General features: G+C 42.5%; 15 protein-coding genes and 1 pseudogene. 5 read left to right on the top strand and 11 right to left on the bottom strand.

Going from position 1 to position 19,501, the window contains the following annotated elements; translation table 11 throughout:
* Positions 1 to 41 precede the first annotated feature (41 nt).
* Positions 42 to 290: pseudogene (locus tag D5I41_RS06010) on the bottom strand (IMP dehydrogenase); the annotation flags it as partial.
* Positions 291 to 615: 325 nt separating this feature from the next.
* On the opposite strand from D5I41_RS06010, the gene D5I41_RS06005 reads away from it, so the two are divergent.
* A complete protein-coding gene (locus tag D5I41_RS06005; protein WP_119008986.1) occupies positions 616 to 1,287 on the top strand; it encodes a zinc metalloprotease in 672 nt (223 codons plus the stop codon).
* 81 nt (positions 1,288 to 1,368) lie between these two features.
* On the opposite strand, the gene D5I41_RS06000 is transcribed toward D5I41_RS06005, so the two are convergent.
* Genes D5I41_RS06000 through D5I41_RS05990 form a run of 3 tightly spaced genes read right to left on the bottom strand, consistent with a single transcriptional unit; the run spans position 1,369 to position 3,986 of the window.
* On the bottom strand, positions 1,369 to 2,457 hold the full coding sequence (locus D5I41_RS06000; protein WP_147094816.1) for a hypothetical protein: 1,089 nt from the start codon (positions 2,455 to 2,457) through the stop codon (positions 1,369 to 1,371).
* Positions 2,458 to 2,466: 9 nt separating this feature from the next.
* Entirely contained in the window at positions 2,467 to 3,024 is a 558-nt protein-coding gene (locus D5I41_RS05995; RefSeq protein ID WP_119008984.1) for a hypothetical protein, read from the bottom strand.
* Between the two features lie 11 nt (positions 3,025 to 3,035).
* Positions 3,036 to 3,986, bottom strand: coding sequence for a hypothetical protein (locus D5I41_RS05990; protein ID WP_119008983.1), 951 nt, complete (start codon positions 3,984 to 3,986; stop codon positions 3,036 to 3,038).
* A 94-nt stretch (positions 3,987 to 4,080) separates the two neighbouring features.
* Here D5I41_RS05990 and D5I41_RS05985 point away from each other — a divergent pair, with 94 nt between their 5' ends.
* Both D5I41_RS05985 and D5I41_RS05980 read left to right on the top strand, forming a co-directional pair.
* On the top strand, positions 4,081 to 5,115 hold the full coding sequence (locus tag D5I41_RS05985; protein ID WP_147094817.1) for a hypothetical protein: 1,035 nt from the start codon (positions 4,081 to 4,083) through the stop codon (positions 5,113 to 5,115).
* Positions 5,116 to 5,118: 3 nt separating this feature from the next.
* The gene (locus tag D5I41_RS05980) at positions 5,119 to 6,135 is read left to right on the top strand and encodes a transglycosylase SLT domain-containing protein (protein ID WP_119008981.1); all 1,017 of its coding nucleotides are present in this window, start codon (positions 5,119 to 5,121) and stop codon (positions 6,133 to 6,135) included.
* Positions 6,136 to 6,340: 205 nt separating this feature from the next.
* Here D5I41_RS05980 and D5I41_RS05975 read toward each other — a convergent pair whose 3' ends face one another.
* The 4 genes from D5I41_RS05975 to D5I41_RS05965 form a co-directional block, all read right to left on the bottom strand.
* Positions 6,341 to 6,544 carry a hypothetical protein gene (locus D5I41_RS05975; RefSeq protein WP_119008980.1) on the bottom strand — a complete coding sequence of 68 codons (204 nt, stop codon included), beginning with the start codon at positions 6,542 to 6,544 and terminating at the stop codon, positions 6,341 to 6,343.
* Between the two features lie 328 nt (positions 6,545 to 6,872).
* The gene (locus D5I41_RS21510) at positions 6,873 to 7,007 is read right to left on the bottom strand and encodes a hypothetical protein (RefSeq protein ID WP_268978197.1); all 135 of its coding nucleotides are present in this window, start codon (positions 7,005 to 7,007) and stop codon (positions 6,873 to 6,875) included.
* 64 nt (positions 7,008 to 7,071) lie between these two features.
* Positions 7,072 to 9,108, bottom strand: coding sequence for a VIT and vWA domain-containing protein (locus D5I41_RS05970; protein WP_119008979.1), 2,037 nt, complete (start codon positions 9,106 to 9,108; stop codon positions 7,072 to 7,074).
* Entirely contained in the window at positions 9,108 to 9,494 is a 387-nt protein-coding gene (locus D5I41_RS05965; protein ID WP_119008978.1) for a helix-turn-helix domain-containing protein, read from the bottom strand. The genes D5I41_RS05970 and D5I41_RS05965 overlap by 1 nt, the downstream gene beginning before the upstream one ends.
* 384 nt (positions 9,495 to 9,878) lie before the next feature.
* Here D5I41_RS05965 and D5I41_RS05960 point away from each other — a divergent pair, with 384 nt between their 5' ends.
* The gene (locus D5I41_RS05960) at positions 9,879 to 10,526 is read left to right on the top strand and encodes a HEPN domain-containing protein (RefSeq protein WP_119008977.1); all 648 of its coding nucleotides are present in this window, start codon (positions 9,879 to 9,881) and stop codon (positions 10,524 to 10,526) included.
* Between the two features lie 120 nt (positions 10,527 to 10,646).
* Complete coding sequence (locus D5I41_RS05955) at positions 10,647 to 11,552, top strand: hypothetical protein (RefSeq protein ID WP_119008976.1); 906 nt, start codon at positions 10,647 to 10,649, stop codon at positions 11,550 to 11,552.
* 188 nt (positions 11,553 to 11,740) lie between these two features.
* Here D5I41_RS05955 and D5I41_RS05950 read toward each other — a convergent pair whose 3' ends face one another.
* Genes D5I41_RS05950 through D5I41_RS05940 form a run of 3 tightly spaced genes read right to left on the bottom strand, consistent with a single transcriptional unit; the run spans position 11,741 to position 19,050 of the window.
* Positions 11,741 to 12,259 (bottom strand): hypothetical protein, encoded by a 519-nt coding sequence (locus tag D5I41_RS05950; protein WP_119008975.1) that lies wholly within the window; start codon positions 12,257 to 12,259, stop codon positions 11,741 to 11,743.
* Positions 12,260 to 12,280: 21 nt separating this feature from the next.
* On the bottom strand, positions 12,281 to 14,413 hold the full coding sequence (pbpC, locus tag D5I41_RS05945; RefSeq protein WP_119008974.1) for a penicillin-binding protein 1C: 2,133 nt from the start codon (positions 14,411 to 14,413) through the stop codon (positions 12,281 to 12,283).
* Positions 14,413 to 19,050, bottom strand: coding sequence for an alpha-2-macroglobulin family protein (locus D5I41_RS05940; protein WP_119008973.1), 4,638 nt, complete (start codon positions 19,048 to 19,050; stop codon positions 14,413 to 14,415). The genes pbpC and D5I41_RS05940 overlap by 1 nt, the downstream gene beginning before the upstream one ends.
* Between the last annotated feature and the right edge of the window lie 451 nt (positions 19,051 to 19,501).

Genomic DNA, 19,501 nt, shown 5'->3' with positions numbered 1-19,501 from the left:
AGCGGCTCTTTTCATTTCGAGATTTACGAACTGTTGTCGACTTACTCTTTACCGAACACGTTGTTCTCTTGCTCTTGTACACGGATAAAGGTAGTACGCTTAGTTAGCTCTTTAAGCTTTGCTGCGCCTACGTAAGTACATGTTGAACGTACGCCACCTAGGATGTCAGAGATGGTGCCGTGAACGCTACCACGGTATGGCAATAGTACGGTTTTTCCTTCAGCTGCACGGTATTTCGCAACGCCGCCAGAGTGCTTGTCCATCGCGCTTTGTGAAGACATGCCGTAGAAAATCAGAAGAACCACACATTTCTTATTTATCAATAACTTAGGTCGTTATGCAACAAGGCGGGAAACACATAAGTTATTGAATATTGGTGGTATGAAATGGGTTATAATGAGCTCTGCAGACATTTTTGCCGACACTTTGGGGCCTAGTTTATAGGTTTTGTGAAAGATAGTTTTGTGTGGGTCACGATGCAGTGGCATAGTGAAGTTTCCCTTCGGTATAAAGTTTATTATCAGCTTTGATAAGGGAAATCTACTTACTTTCATACGTCTGTATGTCAAAGCAATTCACGATTTATACTTATTCCAAAGAACAGGCTTCCACTACATGAACTTCTTAATTGCCATTCTAGCAATATACCTAGCCAACTCATGCATACACACGAGCCGTTTTCGTTCTTTGATTGTGTTTGTAACAGGCATCGTTGGGGTCACTCTTCATGAGTTGAGCCATTACTTAATTGCTAAGATGCTCGGCTTCAAAGTTACACAGGTTTGCTTGTTTCGTATGCCGACAAGAGCTAATCCGACGATGGGGTATGTTATGTTTACACGCCCTGACAGCATGTTGGGTTCAGTTGGGCATGTGTTGGTATCAATTGCACCTCTTATCATAGGGGGCGTTTGTTTATACCAGGGAACGCAGTTGACCTATGTCAGTAGCTTGATTGCTCAATTACAAAGTGCTTCTTGGTCTGATTACCCTGAAACCCTATATTCAATAGCCATTCATTCTTCCCTTTTGGACCTAGCGAGCCTTTTCGTTCTTGCCAGCATCACTTTGTACATGTTGCCCTCAGCCACTGACATTAGAGGAGCACTGGAAGGCTCCCTTTATATCGGGCTCGCTGTTTATCTTATGATTATCCTAGGCGTAACCTATACGCTTTCAATCAGTGATATCTTGTTCAAATACTTAGAACAGCTTGGCACGCTCATGACTATTGGAGTGGCTTTATCATTGCCGATTGCAACCTTTGCGCTGGTAACTAAGAAGTAATGCCTAACGCATCCATTTACATCCCAAAAAACAAAGATTCATACATAGAAATAGACTCTGGAACCATTTTATCAAGTGCCGCTACTTCACTTGTATAAATTCGACGTCACTCATTGCGCTGTAGTCAACACGAGTCCCCAAACGCAGATGGGCAACCTCGGTTTTATTGTCATTGACTACTAAGGCCGTTCTCAATCGATATCCTTGTTTCAATGAAACTTCAGGCTTGAAGTGTGCCACCACTTCTCGACACTCCTTGGCTGGAATAACGTGAATATCTCTCTGTTCTATATTGGAATATACAGATTCAACATCCAGTTTTGTTAAGGACAAACGAAGATTCAGTGCAGGGTAACTAGAGGCATTACAAAGCTGAAAGACTTGCCATGTACTATCTCCAGCAACAACCGTTTTAGAACTTGGTTTTTGCTTTAGCGTCAGTTTTGGAGTGCGATATTTTGAGGTTCGAATTGAGAGACTTGATTTGATATCACCTTCAAGTATTCCATCTTTCTCTTCAGCATAAAGTGCAATGGTTGCCTTTCTGCTTTGACTGAGCAGAGAGTTCGTGACCTGATATGAAAGCCTTTTACTCTCCCCCACTTGAAGAACAGGAATCACTTGAGTGCTATCAGCAAACGCAATCGAGGATAAGCTCGATTTTGCTTTCAGCGTTAATTGCTCCGCATCACTCTTGCCCGTGTTAGTTACAAGTACCGTTAAAATCCCTTTCTCATCAGCGTTAAGAATACGGTCACCATCGGTATCATCAAGTCTCATTAATACCTTTAATTTGGGTGCGTTTTCCATTTTCCCTGCTAATTCTTTGCGTTTTTCTTGCTCGTAAATTTCATTTTTAATTTCATTTAGATAGTAGTTCGGGTTGTACTCAACGTGATTACCACTGACATTTCGAGTAAACGTACAGCGCTTAACACAGGTCATTTCGCTGTACTCACTCTTGGTTCCTATTTTAAGGTAGGTATCCGATGATACGTAAGACTTAGCATCGTTAAAATAATCTTGGGCGCTGTATATCTGCCCACTCTCAAACGAGTCGACACCTTTTTGATATAAAGCATACGCTTTTTCATTGTCACTATACTGAGTCGCACACCCCACAAGGATGGACAACATCAGTATAGAAAACAGAAGTTTACATCTATTCATAGAGCAAGATTAGTTCAGCAATGACTTCAGTGAGAACACTTCAGTTTGCTCTGCATCTGTCAGCGGTTGCTGTTGCAGGTCTTCAATAGACTGAGCAATAACTCGTTGCTTTATATCGAGATAGTCAGCCTGAGAAATACCAACGAGTACCCAACGTTGCCCAGATTCATCCACTGCAGATTCGTATTGACGAACCCCTGTTAGCTTGGTGTCTGTCATAAGCGTACTCGAAATCTCAACAAACTTTTTAGAGACACTAACACCTGCGCTGGTGTTGATCTGTTCGCGCTCGTTCACCAAGCTGGTGATGCTGGAATCAAGCTCCTGGCTCAACTTTACTGTCGCATTAGCCACAGCTAAACGTTCTTGTGTCGATGATTCAGCTTTCACTGATGAAGAGCCCAAGTAAAAATAACTTGGCTGATCTGTAGACGTTGCTTTCTCACAGTACCAACTTGGTGCTTCTGATTTATCAGGGAACGCACAGTCCGCTTTTGCTACTTCCTCTGTCGAGCTACATGCGGTCAGCGCCGACGCAATTAAAGCCAATCCAAATATCCTTTTCATAACATCTTCCTTTATTGTGCGATGTAATACCGTGCTGTTCCTATCTCCCAATCATTAAGCTGCCATTGCCTTGCAAAACGAGACAATGCTGCCTGTTGCTGTGAGAGAGTAAGAACATCTCCTACATTGGGTAAAAACTGCCCTATCGGCTGCTTATGCTCGACAAGCATAAATAACGCAGATGAACCTTGCTCAAAATGCCTTAAAATGCCCTTACCCTGAAACTTGTGAGATTGTGTTTTTTTATCCGTAAACAACACATCAAACTGACCATTTTCACCTAACTTGATCAAACTGTGCAGTGAGCTCGATGTATTGATATTGATCTGATATTTATCGCTCCTTTTTCCATACCAAATCATTTTTCCATTAATACTGATATTGGGATCTGGAGAGTCAAAAACATCCAACAAATCCTCATCACGTAAGGGCAACACGAGTCCTTTACTGGCCAAAGAAAAAGCATAGTCTTGATTGACTAACACCCAGCTAGAGCCTTTAAACCATTTAGATATCGAGGCGTGAATGTTTTCTACATCTGCCAGTCTTTGAGACAGCGTCCGACTATCTACAGTTGCGACCACCATTTTACTATTTTGGCCACATGAATAGCTTTGAAGAAGAGGGGCTCTAAACAAAGCGTTGGAGGTTAATTCAGTCTCACTAGTAAATTCATTTGATGAGGTCGAATCATCCAATATGGTCTCTTTCACTTCGACCTGATGATAGATATGCAGTTCTTTTTGATAAGCCAACTTTTCAAGAGCTTGTTGTTTCGCTTCACCGAATGTTGCTCCAGTACCCACCTCTTTGAATACGCCAGGAGGGGCTTCAAGTGACTCTTGGTAAGCTTGTTCGCACTGAGGGTTTGACGTGCTACAACCAGTAAGAATAAGAGCGGTAATGACAAGGAGAAGTCGTACATCATATTTTTTATAGCGCAATACTGGTTTAGATCGCAATTTACCTCCCTGCAAAAGCTAAAACCTTGTTAAGCACAATAACGATATGTTACAAAATGTACTGTACAGATGTCCATAGAATTATGAGGTACAAGTGAACAAGTTTGTTAAAGGATTGACATTACTCACACTCTCAACAACGTCATCTATTGCTACTGCCGAAGGCATTAGAGCAAAGGGGATGGGAGAGGCTTTTCATTCATTATCCAATGATGGAACTGGATGGATATATAACCCAGCAGGTCTTGCTGGAGTTAGCACAGACGCTGTAGATTTTACGATCGAAGGTGCAGAAACGCGAAAACGAAACGACGAAAATAATAGCATTGAGGCCGGTGATCTAGATTTTAGCTACGCGGCCGCAACTCTATTTACAAAGACAGGTTTCGCTCTAGGTTTATATTACCAGTCAAGCACAATTCAAACTCGTGAGAATACTCAAGACCCCGATTCCTGGTATGCCAACTTTAAAGACATTGACCGTAATTTTCTCGGCTTGGGTTTAGCATTTAAGGTCGACAACCATCACTTTGGTGTTACTGGTGATATGGCCCAGGTCGATGCAGGCTCCACCTACGCCATTACCGATGATTACGAGTTTGGGGGTACGGTTGGCTACAAATGGTCAACTCAAGACATGATGTCATTTACTTCCCACTCTGCGGTTGGCTATCAGATAAATCTTGGTGCTAGCTACCAGACGGAAATGAGTTACGACTCAAGTAGTTTTAGCGGTGGACGAGAAATCATCATTAGGCCGAGTAAAACTGCACTGGCAGGAAGCTTGGCATTGACCACCTTCTTTGGTGATGTTGGAACCATGCTTACCGGAAGCTACGACTATGTGGACTCTTCTCACTTTTTCTTAAGTAGTTCTGAAAACGTAGTTGAAAATCGATTTGGCGGAGAGTTAGCTATCTTTGGAGCCAATACCGAAGATGGGTTACAGCTAACACTCAGAGCTGGCTTGCGACAGTTTGATGACGAGATCTTCAATGATGCCACCTCATTTGGCATTGGTCTAAGCTATGGTCGTCACACGTTAGATGTGGCTTCTTGGGAGGAGCCATTATTTGACTCTTCAGATGACAGAATTGGGCTTTCTTACAGCTACTTGTGGGATAAATAAGGTATGACTATCAGCAGGTTAATCAACAAAAATGTTGGACTCAAGTTAAGTGCCTTGCTGATAGCACTGGTCCCCCTATTAAGTAACGCATCTTATCAAGATGCCCAAGCTACTATCAAAGAGCAGTTTCAAACACAATCTACTGCCAATCAAAGACATTATCAGCAGCAGGTCGCTAAATCTAAAGCACACTGGGCTGACACTAAAACGGACAAGCTTAGGTACGCTACTTATTACTCAGCTGACTTGCAAACTCGAACCACAGAGGATTATCAAAGCAAAACCCTTGTCATCGAGACTATTGACGATTCATCGACAGCCAAACAAGCACATCAAAGCCAGGTGCAAAGACAAATCGACGATATCGTCGAAGTCCAACAGTCAAACACAGTGACTACGGAAGTGGTTTCCCGCAAAGGTGAGCGAATCCTTACCACCCGCATTACCCCTCAGAAGCAATACTGGGACAACAAGGCTCTCGTATATTTAGATGATATAAAAATGGCCGCGAAACAATGGCAAGTGCCCCCTTCTCTTATTCTCGCTATCATCTACAACGAAAGTCGCTTTAATCCCAATGCCGTATCAAAGGCACCCGCCTATGGTCTAATGCAAATCATGGAGAAAAGCGCAGCCGCTGACGTCTCAAACTTCTTTCTCGACGGGCAAAAAATACCGAACGAATCATTGATGAATCCGATATTGAACATACAAGTTGGCTCAGCATATCTTCATATTCTGACAGAAAAGTACTTGAAAGATATTGAATCGGAACACTCTAGGTTGCTCATTTCCATCGCAGCCTATAATGCCGGTATTGGTGCGGTCGCAAAGCACTTCACTAAGACCACCTCTATCGAAAGATTAAGGGATGCTGTAAACAGAACCGAGTTTAAACAACTATACCAATCACTAACAAAGCAGTTCCCCTATTCTGAAACTCGTCACTACGTCTCTGCCGTAGTGGATAAGGAACATGAGTACAAGAAATTGCTAGAAAGCACAAGCAATCAGCCCTGACTTAAATACTCTTATGTCCACCATACCTAAGCAAAAGCTATGTGTTGGTGTACTAGTTTTATTTTTAACTACTCAAAACGGGCATCTTCGGAAGTGTTGTAAGACTTAGATTCGGAAGTAGCTGTCCAAAGTATCAGCGTTAAAGCTTCAACTATTCTCAAATGTATAAAGCCAAAGAAGGTAATTTGTCCTAGATGAGACAACGTCAAAAACGTTCTGTTATCCCAAAGTACTTTGCATCATCAAATGCTTTGTCAGCATAATCTCTAGTGCCTGAGTTTCCTGTCGTTCTATCATCTAGCTCAGCCAGCGCTTTATGTAATTGAGTTTGAGAACGAAGCTTCTCTCGTCGTTTATCCACTTTATCAAGAAACGACATGATATCAGCATTGCTCAGTTCTTTTTTCATATTTAGCCTCTACTAGTTTATCCACTAACCATAGAAAACAACAATAACTGCATCCATTCTAGGAATTTGAGTTATCACTAATGTCTGTATGAAATACGTACTAACAATTACATTTTTCCAGATATTTTTCTTATCACTTAATGCCATGTGATTATGAAAGTTCTCCGGCGCTCTCAACGATATTTATGAATCATTAACGAACCGTTTTCCTTACGCTGAAACACGGCACTACGTGCTCGCTGTTGTTGATAAAGAACATGATTATCGCGAGTTACTCAAACAGTAGAACCTGTTGAATTGAGCACTCGAGGATTGGTAATTTTAGGAGTTATAGCTCTCTCATGGAAACGACTTGTCCCCAACCTAAAAGTTGTTCAGCTTGCTGCCTAGCATCACTTTCCGTGTAGGCAGATACTGTCACAGTCTTGCCATTAATGTCCGTCGCAATGTATGTCTTGATCATATTCATCTCAGTATAAAAACACATAAATTAACGGTAAGAGCTAATGCTCTTACCGTCCAAAAAGCTAGATACTCTCTAGCTGCTTAAAAGATTCAAGTAGCATTCTTACTCGAACAGAGAACTCAAAGCCTTGGCTATCAGCCAAATCCAATAAGAAAGACGCACAATATTGCGCTTCATCTACTTTCTGGTTTGGCGTTTCAATATCAAAGCCATTCGCAATTAGGAATGACAGCAATAATACGGCTCTGGCCGGCTTCGCTTTAGCGTGCCTTCTATCTAGATATTGGTCGATTTGAGTCAATTGTTCTAAATAGCTAAGCACCAAAGGTTCAGGATCGCTAGACCATTCAATCATATCCACGCTAAGATCATCATCAAAATCAAGACAAGCATCAGGGATCAAAGACGATGAATAACTTGCCGATGAAATGTGCTTGCATGACTTATGCATCATCACCGGTGAAGCTAATCTATCTCGCTTCTGCATTTGCGGTGCTTGCTTTAACTCTGGCATTCCATCTGCATTCTCAACACTTTCTGTGCTGACCATTACATAGCTTGTATATTTACTCACTATTCCTTGAGAAACAGCGTACTGTGTCGCTTCCAACTCAGACAATGAGCCAATATAGCTATTGGCGACAAGCTGCTTAACAGGTTGCTCTGTCGCATTTGAAGCTGCTATCACAGCAATGTTTTGTGGTTGCTCACCAATATTGATGCTCACAGTTTGCGGGTGCGCTAGGCTTCTTGCGAAAAATGGCACCATTTGACGACCGTAGATAAAGCTAGGGTGTTCAACAAAAGCCGACTTGTCTCCCTCAAGAGCAATGGTCACTGCCATCCCACCGAACTGGCTTTTTGCCATCACATCACATATTGCATTCGCCATATTCTCATGAGGGTTAACCAAACTTAAAGTACCATTAGTACGCTCCGATAACCTGCCCAAGATGCTCTCAGAGATAGCGTAACCTACCCCAATGCAAAATATACGCACGCCCAGCTTTTCAGATTGTTCTAGCAATCGCCCAAAGTCGTCTTCATCTTCCCAGACCTGACCATCGGTCACTAATATGATGTCTGTTTCAACGCCAGACTTCGAGACTTGATCTAGTGCCGTCTCAAGCGCTCCATAAATGTTCGTGCCACCCATGTCAGCACGTAATTGGTTAACACATTCCGAAACAGTTTCTTTATAAGCACCCGAGAACTCTCTAGGCTCCAGAAACAAGCTTTGATGATTGGAGCCATACTTAATAACGTTGATTTTTCGCGTCATAGATACGTCAAGTAGCGCCTCTTCAAGGCCGTCCTTGAGCTGGCTCATTGAAACACCCCCCATTGACCCAGAACAATCCAGCAACAGTTGCACTGCTCGCTCATTACCTTGATTATGTGGACTGACATTTGCTGCCACGCAACCCATAACAGAGTAACCACCATCATGCTCAACACTAATTGCATGACTCTTGAGCTCACTTGCATCGAAGGTAAAGCTAATATCTTGGTCTAGATGCCCATAGAAGAACCCCTGCTCTGCTTGCATATCTAGACTGTGCGATCCTGCAGTAAGCGTTGTACCAGAAGGGATATTGATATGTCCTTCAAAAGCATATTCCACCAAAGCATTATTTGTTGGCTGATGCTCTAGTCGAAGTCGGCTCCTACCATATTTTGGCGCAATAACCGTTGGTAAGAAGTACTTAGCCTGACCATTATCAAACATCATCATTTGATGGATGCACAGTTCAATTTCAGCTGTTTCTTCTACATCCAGGTTACCTAAATTGACTTCATATAACCCATCACCAAGATCAGAAATCAAAACGCTACGTTTGCCTTCTGATACACCCTTTTCATAGGTTTGTTCTGCTCTATGTTTGGCTGAAACCTGACCTTCGTATCTCACACCAGCGATGACCACAGAGACTTCACCTAGCACAGCATTGCGAGGAACCGGGAATTGAAAAACAGCTTCAATGACACTATCACTGTCATTAACAAAAACTTGCGTTAAGCGAGTTGAGGCACAAGGAAGATTCAAATCGATAGCAATCGATGCTCCTTGTAATGGAGATGATGTCACTGAATTCATTATTTATTTCCCAATTGTTCAATAATTGTATTAGCCAAGCTTCGTATCTCACTCGCTGACAGTTTTGCAATGTCGGCATCAATAGTAAGCTCGACACCATCCGCAAGATGTATGCAAGTTTTCATCGACACCTCACCCACAGCCTTTGCTGGTGTGGGTATTTCTGCTGGTGGCTCTGTTAATGCCTGCGCTACTTTATCGAGAGACAAGCCCGCTGCTGTCCACTTCTTAATTTTTAGGCACTGAGCAATATGCTCATCGGAGTATCGTGCTCCTTTCCGCTCACCTATCGGCCTATCTACAAGCCCTTTTTGAATGTAGAACCTTATGGTTCTAACTGGCAGTTCCGTTAAGTCGGACAACTGCTGAATTGTGTATTCTTTCATAGCGCCACCTTTATTTGACACAAGAAGCGTATTATAAAACCACCAACGGTGTCAAATAAATGATTTTCTACTGTCTAATAACCGCTAAAGATTGATGATTCGGGTGTCAGAAAAAGAAGTGCAAGTGTAACGAATTAGAGAAGGGGATTTTTGCCATCTTGCGCCACCAGCAAGTAAAGACAGTCATAGAAAATAGTAATTTATGTCATCATTGGTGCTGAACAAGAACTGGTGTTATTTGAAGTGATGAATAGTAGATAAAGAACGGTCCCTCGAGACCCACTCTGATCTTGATTATTTGAGCCACGACTCATACTAATAGCTATTTTTATTGCATGATGAATGCATAACTAATTGATTTAATGAACTTTGAAGAGGATTCATATGCATTTTGAACGACTTAAAGACCTACATCGTAGTGTCAGAGAACAGCATCCTGTATCACTTTCGGTCAGAGTTCATAGAGCACTGAGTTGGCTGTCTAAAGCTGAATCCTCGGAAGACTTGGATAGTCAGTTTATCTTCTATTGGATAGCATTTAATGCAGCTTACGCCCAGCATATTGATCGTTCGATACTACTGTCAGAGCGCAGCAAATTTCAGCAGTTTCTAACGAAGATCGTAGATCTGGACGAGAGCAAATCCATCTCTAATTTCATATGGCAAGAATATTCAAACACGATTCGTATCGTGCTCAACAATGAGTTTATCTTTGAGTCATATTGGGACGCTCAGAATGGTTCCATCTCAGAAGAACAATGGAAGATTCAACGGACCGAATCCGTTAGCAGCAGCCATCGAGCACTCTCTAGCGGAAAAACAGACAAAGTTCTAAGCATCATATTTAATCGACTCTATACCCTACGAAATCAACTGCTTCATGGTGGCGCCACCTGGAACAGTCAGGTAAATCGCCAGCAGATAGAAGATTGCACTGCTCTTCTTGCTAGCTTTGTACCTATGGTGATAGAAATCATGATCAATAACCCTCATGAGCTTTGGGGTGAGCCTATTTATCCTGTTGTAAGATAAGTTAATGCTCAATGATTGTGCTACCCAGTTTGGCTAGTTGCTTTTGGAATTCGTACTATTCCTTTCTCTAGTTTCACTACCTAAATACACTTGGGGCACTATCCACCACTAGGCCCAGCGATGACTCTATTAAACAACACTCTTAAATTTACGTCGAAAGTAGTTACTTTTGGTGGTTCAACTAAGGTTGAAGAAGCAAAATTAGCATATGACGGAGTATTGGAAGAGTATCAGCCACTATTTGACCAAGTTGATAATCTAAAAAAACAAATAGATGTTTTGTTTAAACAAGTTGGGATTCGCCTGAAGTCAATAGATTCAGTATTACAACAAGTTCAAGCAGTACTGAATCAAGAATGTGAAATAGAAGAAGTTACCAATTCAACTCAAGCTATCAATAGTATCAGTACCTTCAATACCTCTTTCAATACGGTAGTAGATGCTGGGTTTGGCAGCGTTGTGGGAGGTACAACTGCAGTTGGAGCCTGGGCTCTAGTTTCAACCGTCGGCTCCGCTTCAACTGGTGCTAGTATTGCTGGCCTGTCCGGTGTTGCGGCATCCAATGCAACACTAGCTTGGTTTGGAGGCGGTTCATTGGCAGCGGGCGGAGCAGGCATGACCGGTGGAATGGCTGCACTTGGAGGAATTGTCGCTTTACCTGTTTTGTATTTTGCTTCAAAAGGCGCATACAAAAAAGCTCAGAAAATAGTTGAGGCAACAAAAGAACTTAACGCAGAGATATCACAACTCAAATTCATATTACCGCAAGCCAAAGAAGAGCTTAAGCAGGTCCGACAACAAGCTTTGTTTATAGAAGAAATTTCGGCGAGATATGAAATGATGGCATTACGCATTCTTAATGATATCGCTGAATTAGAGTTAAAAAAATTCAAATGGTACAAGCCTACAACTTGGTTTTCTAACGGATACAGTCCAACAAAAATCATATCACTCAAAGAAGTGCTAGCGCTGGAAACTGAGCGATATTTGTCGCAACTCAATCATAGTTCAGCAGACTTAAAATAGACTAAGTCCTTACTGCACTTGTAGTTTTTGATGCTGTCATTTGTTGCCGTCTCTGGAGTAGACAATGGCGAGCTAAGAGCATTTGGGAGGGTCTTAAGCTTATTAAATCGCCACTCAATTTAACGAACAATACATGAAAATAGCGGGATAGGTTGGCCTAGTTCAACAAGATCTTTACACCATAACCATCATTTAACTAACCTCGGCACTGCTTCATATCCGTTGCTTACAAAGCTGGTGTCGGGATTGTTGGTCGTGTGATAGATCATCGGCTTCAACACACCCCACTCCATCATGTTATTGATCGTCGCGATCATAAGCCCAACGACCTCTCCTCCTATACCGCCGATTTGTTTCGGGAAGAACACTTCCGCATTTTTATCTGGGTATATTCCCATTCTTGTCACCCATTCACCTTTGCCATTGATGTAGGTGGCGTACACATCGTAAAGACCAGTATCGACAGTGGTAAACATGGTGAGTGGTGTACGATACAAATATCTTTTTGCAGAGCCTTTGTGCGACTCTACTTTTTGGATAAAAGCGGGTTGCTCTATTAGACCTTGGCGAATGTCATCATTAATACTGGTGGTGATAACCTCAGTAGGCACAATTGAGTTCACTACCATCTTGAAAGGCAACCAAGCTAAATAAATAGCGGTGCCAACCAGCATAATTACTGAAACAAGAAAGCATTTTTTAATCATAATTTCGAACTAACCATACGTTTAGTAAACTGTAATTTGGATTGCGTTACAGACATTTTGGTTACAAGCCTTTATCTCATGTAGCCCTGATAAAGATTCAACTTCGATGCTGCTGGTGCTAACAATACCGTCTAGATACCAACGTACGTCTTTGCTTGAGGCTTTTAGAGATAACAGTTGGCCCTGATAAGGATAAATATGGCTGCCATCTTGAGGTTGAATTATGTCGATAAACCGCGCGGAGTCAGAGTGCTTCTGTTTCCATGACATTAGTTCCTGTGGCCATTTGTTGGATGATGACAAACGCATATCTCTTCGCAAGGTTCTCGGCGTGACACCATCAATCGTCCACGCAGTGCGTTTATCCAAACAGTCCTCTGTCGTCACCATAGCTTTAGCAAGTCCGCTAGGCCAGCAGATTTGCACTCGTTCTACCGCTTCTGGCTTAGCGTTTTTCTGTGTATCTTTTGGTAATAGATCAAAAACATCAAACAAGATCGGAGCTGCCATTGTTGCGCCTGTTTGACCTACATAAGGCGAACCGTCCGGCCTACCCATCCACACACCCACCGTATAGTCATTGCTCGTTCCTATCGCCCAAGCATCTCTATAGCCAAAGCTTGTGCCTGTTTTCCACGCTATTTTTCGCCCATATTTCGCTCTTGGTCGATCAGGTGCGCGCAAGTCTTGTAAGATCGCTTTTGTTATCCATGCACTTTCAGCACTGATTATTTTCGACTCTTCTATGGAAAAATCCATGCTAAGGCGAGGTTTAATGGATACGCCCTCACGACTCAGCGCTGTGTAGTACATCACCAGTTCGCGAAGGGTTGACCCGCCCCCACCTAACACCACAGTTAAGTTCATATCTGCTAATCGCAGTGAAGAAGACATCACCTGCATGCTCTCGACAAAATTAGGCACCCCTAACTGGCTGAGTAAGTAAACTGCAGACACGTTTTTAGAACGCTGCAATGCTTCACTTACAGAGACCTCTCCTTGAAATCGCTTATCAAAGTTCTGAGGCTTGTAATCGCCAAATTCCATGGGAATATCTAACAGCAAACTCTCAGAGTGAATTAAGCCCTCATCTAATGCTTTAGCGTACACAAAAGGCTTTAACGTAGAGCCAGGCGAACGGACCGCTTTGGTCATATCTACATGACCAAAACTGCGCACATTATCCATCTCCAGCGACCCTTTATACGCCAGAACCTTACCCGACTCATTCTCTACTACCATCACTGCAACAGAAAGTTCATTAGAGAGCGCTCGAAAACGCTGGGCAACTATCGAGTCGACATTTTGTTGTAGCTCCTTAACGATGAAGGTACCCACAGCAGATTGGCCTGCAGTGTGACTTTTTAACTCTCGAGCGAGTAACGGCACTTTGCGTTTGATGGGCATTCGTCCTGCAACCACCGATTCCCCTTTTAGCAGTTCATATTCTTGTTTTGACAATACCCCTTCTTGGATAAGACGCCTTAGCACCTTATTTCTGGCTAGCTTAGCCTCTTCAGGATATCGGTCTGGACGATACAGACTTGGCCTTTGGGGTATTACGGTTAACAGTGCAGCTTCAGAGATATTGAGATTGTGGGACGACTTTCCGAAGTATCGCTGGCTCGCTGCCTCAACGCCTTCGATATTGCCACCCATAGGCACATGCGTAAGATAAAGGTTTAAGATTTCTTGCTTGCTGTAGTGCTGCTCTAATTGCAAAGCTCGAAAGATTTGCACCAGTTTGCCAGCATAAGAGCGCTCTATCGGATATAAGACCCTAACAACTTGCATCGTGATTGTAGAGCCTCCTGAGACTATTCTCCCATAGCGAAGTCGCTGATAAGATGCTCTCAACAAGGCTCTAATATCCACACCATTGTGAGAGTAAAAACGGCTGTCCTCATAAGCTAATAATGAATCTAGATAGATGAGAGAAACATCACTTACTTTGACTGGAATACGGAACGTGCCATTCGCATCTGCAAATTGCCTTAGTGTTTCCCCCTCCGCAGAAATCACATTGATTGCTATGCTCTTAGCGTTTTTCTCGGGTAATGGAAATTGCCAATTGAGCATGTACCAAATAACCGCAGCCATAGCTACAGCGCTAGCTGTAGCCATGGTCAGTGCTTTAATAACTCGCAACTTCATTATTTGATACTCAAACTACGCACAGAGCCAGGTTGATAGATATATCGTTCTGGTGCGTACATGTCCTCAATAAACACATTCGGGACGTCAGATACCCCAGGGGTCTCAGCACGCATCACGTAGTAAAAATGATAGGTACGATGTGCTCGAAGATTCAACGCCGTCACATAACGGTCATTTCTGAACTCTTCCATTTCGGCGCTATCAGATACAAAGTTTAATGAGTCCAATAATTCCTGAGAGGCGGTAAAGTTAGGGTTCTCTAACACCATACCAGCAGGTAAGTAATCAACTAACATCGCTCGATTAATATGTTCTTTAAGGCGGACTGTGACTTTAGCAATCACGGTGTCACCTACATTAATAGAAGAGCGAGATAATGGTTTACCACTTGTATCGAAGTACTCTCGACTTGTTCTATCAAACGCAACCGAGCTCTTAAGAACACTTGGGTCGGCATAACCTTCAATGGATTCCGTGACATAAACAACGTCGTTCGATGAATTATAAAATTTATCACCTTGTTCCATTGGCACAGGCTTAGTTACGCTTATTTCTTGTCCATTGTAAGAAACCAGTACCTCTTGTTCATTTAAGGCCTTAAGCTCAAAGCCAGCTTTTGCTAGCGCGTACTTTTCTTGTGTGCTGAAGTATCGTCGGGCATTAAGGTCGTTAAATATGTCTTTAGCAGATTCAATGCGAAGCTCAGCTAATTGATCGTTAATTGGACCTTGAGATTCCAATGCACTCACCATCGACACTATCTTAGCGTTCGATGAAAGGCGACTGTCGTAGTAATAATGGCGACTATAAAGCTTACTGCTGTACTCCACCGCTCCAAAATACTTCTTGCTGGTACGCATATCGCCCAAGCTATAGAAAATGGCGCCGAGATAAGCATTGGTTAGGCTGTTGTCCGAATCTAACTTAGATAGATACGATTTAGCATCAGAATAAGAAAGCAGGCCCGCACGCGATAAGACATATCCTGCATAAGCTTTGTCATCGGTATTGTAGTTCTGATAGATATAATCACGTAGGCGCTTAAACGCTTTATCCATAACTGACTTATTCACTAACCCAGGATAAGCTTCATTCACCTCAAAGAAGAAGCTTGCTACGTAACTGGTGAGCCATGCTTCCTCTCGAGAGGAGCGGCCCCATAAACCAAAACCGCCGTTAGATCTTTGATAGTCCGCTAGGCGCAGTACTGCACGCTGCAACATATCCTTATCTGTACGCTCCCCAAGTACTTTCTCTTTGAGTGGTGCTAGGGACTGATCCTCTAATAACCATGGATAAGCAGTACTTGTAGTTTGTTCAACGCAACCGTACGGATAACGGAACAAACCTTGTACAAATGCTGTCGATTCAATCTCAGGCACTCGGCTAAAGGATATTGAGCTAATACCCTGATCCATTGGAAGAACACCATTCCACTGCGCTTGGGTTACATTGATAAAGTCTCCAGTAGCTAAAGTTCGCGTCGTCTTCTTTGTAATGTAAGGGGAAGGCGAGCGAACGGGCACACTCCAGTTTCTCTCTACACTGTATACATCACTGTTCACACTCAAAGTGAGTTGTGACATCGCAATAACATTACCCACTTTCACTTTTACTGGGAAATGGGCCTTTTGCTGCGGCGCTAGTTTTACTGTTTTACTACTTTGACCTTGCAGTGAAATCCCATTGCTAGCTGTCAAAGCCAACTCAATAGTTTGCACATCATCGGTTTGATTTGATGCTTCAACCATCACCTGACTTTGATTGTCGGTAGCAAAGAACCTAGGTACAGATAGCTCAGCTACAATAGGGGCACTTACTGCGATATCTTCGACTTTCTGACCAAATTTATTGCCATCAAAAACCGTCGCAACCAACTGCACTTCGCCATTGTAATCAGGTATTTCTAAGCCGATGTTTGCCTCACCTTTGCCATTCACCTTAACTGGCGCAAGAACCGTGTTGAAAGTCTTACTCTCCACTAAGTTGTCCATTGGTTTATTACCAGTCGCATCTTCATCGCCGCCATATCTGTGGCGAATAAACGAAGAAGGGCGCGATTCAAACTGTCTTGAATACAGGTCAATGATGTCAGCCCCCAGGCGTTTGTGCCCATAGAACCAATCAAAAATACTAGGGACTTGGTAGCGCGACATGTTGATAATGCCTTTATCTGCCACAGACAGTACAACATAGGCTTCATCGAGGTCTGTTTTACCTGACACTTTTACTTTGATGTTTTGTGTCGTAAATGGCTCAAGCTTCGAAGGAGCATCAATCTCAACAGTGAGCTTTCTATGTTCTCGGTACAATTTTACTGGTGCCACCGCTAACGATCTTCGCACGTACGACTGATCGGCATTGACTAACGTCGCTACTATATAGAGATCATGTCTTTCAAGATTGCTCGGCAACTTAAGGCGAGCTGTTTGCTTTCCATTAACCTTAATTGTTTGGTGCACATACGTTTTATCACCCACCAACTCGAGGGACACTAAACCGTTAATCGGCGACGTTATATCCACATTAAGATAATCACCTGCAAGGTAGCTCTCCTTATCCAATTTCATTGAAAGTTGATCAGGCTTTACCGGGATTTGATTATCACCATCACGCCAGCCGACATAAAATGGATACACAGTTTCTTGACCACTTGGTGCGGTGGCAATAATGCGGTATTGACCCCATTCAACAGGGATCGTTAGTTCATTTTGTTTGGTATTAATATCAAGTGATTTAGATTCAACGATTCTCCATTTATCATCGCGTCGTAAATCCCAACCAGAGCTTTGGTTGTATATCCAGTAGTAACCACCTCGGTTCCGCTCTACCTTAATATTGATATTGCCTTCAACCGCATTCTCACCAAGGCTATCTAATAGGATTAAACCAAATCGGGCATCTTCAAAATAGCCGAATTGGTCAGAAGCTGGTTTTAAACCAACAATGGATTTACCGTTGGAGACAAGCACTTTGCTCACTCGAGTTGTGGTAGCGCCGCCAGTTTCAAACAATTGATTGTTTGTCGTTAACAATGCAGGGCCGTCCAGCGCACTAGAAGAAATAGAATCTAAAGTGAAGCTTCCTACCCCTTTCGCATTGAGTTTCATCTCTACCGAATCAGGAGTTTGTCGATAGGAGATGTAATGCTTCTTACCGACAAAATAGTCGCTGTACTTACCAGTAAAATGCTCAATAGAGCGTAAAGTCGGGTTAATTTCCAGTTTATTGCCATCCGCTGCTTGTCCAAACAAGTAACGCCCTTCTGCCTTGCCAGTAATAGCCTCACCAGCAACCACTGAATTTGGTAGAGTGACCGACAAGTCCATTCGCTCAGGAACAAACTCCGAGACATTAAAGTTGAACGAACCTAGGTTGTTGCTAGATGAACGATTGGAACGAACATTTAGACTCCACTTACCCAACTTTGCGGAACTTGGAATAGTAAAATCCAGCGAAAAGAAACCCGATAAAGACTCATTCAAAGTTCGTGATATCGCTACCTTTCCATCAGGAGCGACAACTTCTACAAAAACGCTTTGGGTTTTACTCAGCTTGCCTGACTCTTCGCGCACCACAATATTCACCGGCACATTTTCTGCGGGCTTGAATAGGTCTCGATTTGAGAATACAAACGCGTTAAGGACCTTGTCTTTCACTCCCCCAACATCAAAGTCAGACAAATCTAAAGGAACTTCTTTCAGTGGTAACACCGCAAGAGAGCTGCCCGTGTGGACCACAAACACATCGTCACTAGAGCGTTTCGCATAATCAAATTGAGCAAACCCATTACTTAAGGTTGCAGTATTGCGAACGCCATTCTTACCAAGTAGCGTAATTTTCGCCGTTGTTAACGGGCGATTATGCTTTAAATCAATAGCTTGCAAGGACACTTGTTCATCAAACACCTTAGCCTGCAGGCCAATATCAGAGAGCAAAACATGAAAGATACTAGGGTCATCAAAAGAATTAGTGGGTTTTATGGCAATGATATACCAACCATTGGGCAGCTCATCTGGAAGCTTTAGGTTTGATACTTTCGATTCGTTGGCATCAGCTGGAGGAAGCTTGAAACTTAGATCTGTTTGGTGGGTAAAGTTTTTTCTTAGACGTTGCGCTGACCAAGTACTCAATCTCTTAGAATAGTAGAATTCAGAAAATAGCTCAGGCGTATCTTCAACCTTGTAGATAGAAGCCAAAGCACCAGTTGCATTAACGCTTTCAATAGGAACAGCCCTGTCCCCACTGGCATTAATAAAAGGTCCCTGGCCCAACACTCGGACTGATGGCGAGGACTCGTAAATAGAGATAGTCTCGACCTTGTCTAGATCCCCTCGTTGAGCACCAGCCAAAGACACCGAATATTCACCAATTCCAAATTGTTTAATCGGTAAGTATTGGAAGGTTCTATCAGCAGACAGTATCCATTTTGCGTTAACACGCTTTTCATCCTTTACCACAGGTATGTCAAGAGGACGACGAACTGTTCCTTCTAAGCTAATGACAATACTGGTTTTATTATCAATTTTGCCTTCAGAAACATGGGTCACTTGAGCGGCAAGACTACTGCTAGCAAAGAGCAATAGAAAAAATAAACTTATAAGTTGTGAAAATAACTTATGGTGAGTTTTCATTTAATATCCTTATATGAAACTTTATATCCTTCATTAATAGACTAGCGAATACAGATCTATTTAAGTAAAGATAACGTCAGGAATCAGTGAGTATTTGATATAGTAAGAGGGTTATTATTCAACTAATTGACACTGTGAATACATAAATACATTCGTATCTATTTATGTATATATTAACTTAGTATCAATTCACTTGTTCGCTATCACAGGTGTAGTAAATTGATGCATTAATGTGGTAGGTCGCTGGTAATCCCCTCGAAAGGTTATTACTTTCAACTCAATCATAAACAATCTGTCCTCTAACGAGTAAATTCGAGAACATTCTTTTACAAGCTTATAAAAGAGCGCGTACTGAACGAAAATAACTTCGCAATCGAGGCAGTTACACAGAGTCATTTACAGCCACCGTTGGATTACATGTACTACACTAAATCAGAACTGCGCTTACTTT

It is taken from the genome of Vibrio superstes (assembly GCF_003569005.1).
Lineage (GTDB): Bacteria > Pseudomonadota > Gammaproteobacteria > Enterobacterales > Vibrionaceae > Vibrio > Vibrio superstes.
Note: the sequence above shows the minus strand (reverse complement) of the source record. Positions and strands in the feature narration are given on the sequence as shown.

Excerpts from the sequence above, each read along its gene's own strand:
- D5I41_RS06005 (WP_119008986.1), top strand. The coding sequence starts at position 616 with ATGAACTTCTTAATTGCCATTCTAGCAATATACCTAGCCAACTCATGC.
- D5I41_RS06000 (WP_147094816.1), bottom strand. The coding sequence starts at position 2,457 with ATGAATAGATGTAAACTTCTGTTTTCTATACTGATGTTGTCCATCCTT.
- D5I41_RS05995 (WP_119008984.1), bottom strand. The coding sequence starts at position 3,024 with ATGAAAAGGATATTTGGATTGGCTTTAATTGCGTCGGCGCTGACCGCA.
- D5I41_RS05980 (WP_119008981.1), top strand. The coding sequence starts at position 5,119 with ATGACTATCAGCAGGTTAATCAACAAAAATGTTGGACTCAAGTTAAGT.
- D5I41_RS05975 (WP_119008980.1), bottom strand. The coding sequence starts at position 6,544 with ATGAAAAAAGAACTGAGCAATGCTGATATCATGTCGTTTCTTGATAAA.
- D5I41_RS21510 (WP_268978197.1), bottom strand. The coding sequence starts at position 7,007 with ATGATCAAGACATACATTGCGACGGACATTAATGGCAAGACTGTGACA.
- D5I41_RS05970 (WP_119008979.1), bottom strand. The coding sequence starts at position 9,108 with ATGAATTCAGTGACATCATCTCCATTACAAGGAGCATCGATTGCTATC.
- D5I41_RS05965 (WP_119008978.1), bottom strand. The coding sequence starts at position 9,494 with ATGAAAGAATACACAATTCAGCAGTTGTCCGACTTAACGGAACTGCCA.
- D5I41_RS05960 (WP_119008977.1), top strand. The coding sequence starts at position 9,879 with ATGCATTTTGAACGACTTAAAGACCTACATCGTAGTGTCAGAGAACAG.
- D5I41_RS05955 (WP_119008976.1), top strand. The coding sequence starts at position 10,647 with ATGACTCTATTAAACAACACTCTTAAATTTACGTCGAAAGTAGTTACT.
- D5I41_RS05950 (WP_119008975.1), bottom strand. The coding sequence starts at position 12,259 with ATGATTAAAAAATGCTTTCTTGTTTCAGTAATTATGCTGGTTGGCACC.
- pbpC (WP_119008974.1), bottom strand. The coding sequence starts at position 14,413 with ATGAAGTTGCGAGTTATTAAAGCACTGACCATGGCTACAGCTAGCGCT.
- D5I41_RS05940 (WP_119008973.1), bottom strand. The coding sequence starts at position 19,050 with ATGAAAACTCACCATAAGTTATTTTCACAACTTATAAGTTTATTTTTT.